2 protein-coding genes are annotated in these 1,160 nt (G+C 51.3%); both read left to right on the top strand.

What is annotated here, in order from left to right; all coding sequences use genetic code 11:
• The first annotated feature begins 145 nt into the window (after window positions 1-145).
• Window positions 146-409 carry an RNase A-like domain-containing protein gene (locus tag F6X37_RS38155; protein ID WP_410451573.1) on the top strand — a complete coding sequence of 88 codons (264 nt, stop codon included), beginning with the start codon at window positions 146-148 and terminating at the stop codon, window positions 407-409.
• Entirely contained in the window at window positions 406-711 is a 306-nt protein-coding gene (locus tag F6X37_RS35775; RefSeq protein WP_262420169.1) for a contact-dependent growth inhibition system immunity protein, read from the top strand. Before F6X37_RS38155 ends, F6X37_RS35775 begins: the two co-directional genes overlap by 4 nt.
• Window positions 712-1,160: the final 449 nt, after the last annotated feature.

Raw genomic sequence — 1,160 nt, 5'->3', positions numbered from 1 at the left:
CCGCCCAAATTGCAAGAGTAGACGCGATTCGGCCAAAGTTTACAAGCCCAGCCTCCAAGTCATTGAATGTAAACGGCTTGCTGGCGCGGGCGGCGCGGACAACGAAATGTGTATAACGCTATGACTTGAACCGCATCGAAAAAGAGTGTCTTCATTCACGAACCTGGAGCGGGCGGAATGGGCAATATCAGAAGTAATGCGCGCCCATACGACACAAATCAGGAAATGGGCGGAGTGCTCAGGTAGTGGCGGCCCCCTCACACTGACGCAGCGTGTGGCGAGTGATGTCGGCTATGGAATTGCACGACAGACAGGAAAAATGACGCGGATGAATGAGGTTGTCGTTGTACTGAAATATCAAACCTACAATGGAATGCCGTACTACATTCTTACCGCATATGTTGGATGAAGGCGAAAATTATGCTGTCAAAGCGTTACCCGAAACTTTATCAGTTGTTTGGCGCATACCTTAATCAGGATTCTGATTTATGGGGAGAAACGATTCCGGAAATTGTTTCGTGCTACAGGAGGGACTGCCCACGGGAAAGCCATCTCGAAATGATCCACGAAATAGATTCGTTCATAAGCGAGCACCCGGATGATCTGGATTCAGCGTTTGAAACGGATTACGGGCAAGATTTCGACCCGGAGTTGTGGGGCTATACGACCGCTTCGTTTCTCGAGGAATTGAAGCGTCTTCTGAGCGATTAATCCACTCGTCGCCGCGCGAGGTTGGTTCGATATCACCCGGGGCATCCACTCGACAATGTTTGCATTTCACCCCGAGGTGTTCGCCTCGAAGTACCGACACCCTGTCTCATTTATCGTCGAGTATCCCCGAGGCAGCGATTAGATATATGAGACCAAATTCCCGCAATATTGTTGAGTTGACCGACGTTGGAGCAGACGACCCAATGTGGATTCTCGCGCGCGACGGAGATGGCGCAGCTTTGGCGGGGGCGACGCATGCCACAGAGCTTGTCGGGTATTTTCTTCTCTTGCCATGCCGAACGAACTGCCAGAAAGACTTAGGCCTAGGGAAACGCTGATTAATTGACCGGGCTGCCGAGCTTGCAGATGGGATGGCGCGGAATTTTTCTGGATGACGAAGTAAATGAGGATCGGTTTCGGTGAATTTGGCTCTGGAGCGAGCCTCACTT

Origin of the sequence: Paraburkholderia sp. 31.1, assembly GCF_014397645.1 — a bacterium.
Classification (GTDB): Bacteria; Pseudomonadota; Gammaproteobacteria; order Burkholderiales; family Burkholderiaceae; genus Paraburkholderia; species Paraburkholderia tuberum.
The sequence above is the reverse complement of the archived record's forward strand: the minus strand, read 5'-3'. Positions and strand labels throughout refer to the sequence as shown.

Excerpts from the sequence above, each read along its gene's own strand:
- F6X37_RS35775 (WP_262420169.1), top strand. The coding sequence starts at position 406 with ATGAAGGCGAAAATTATGCTGTCAAAGCGTTACCCGAAACTTTATCAG.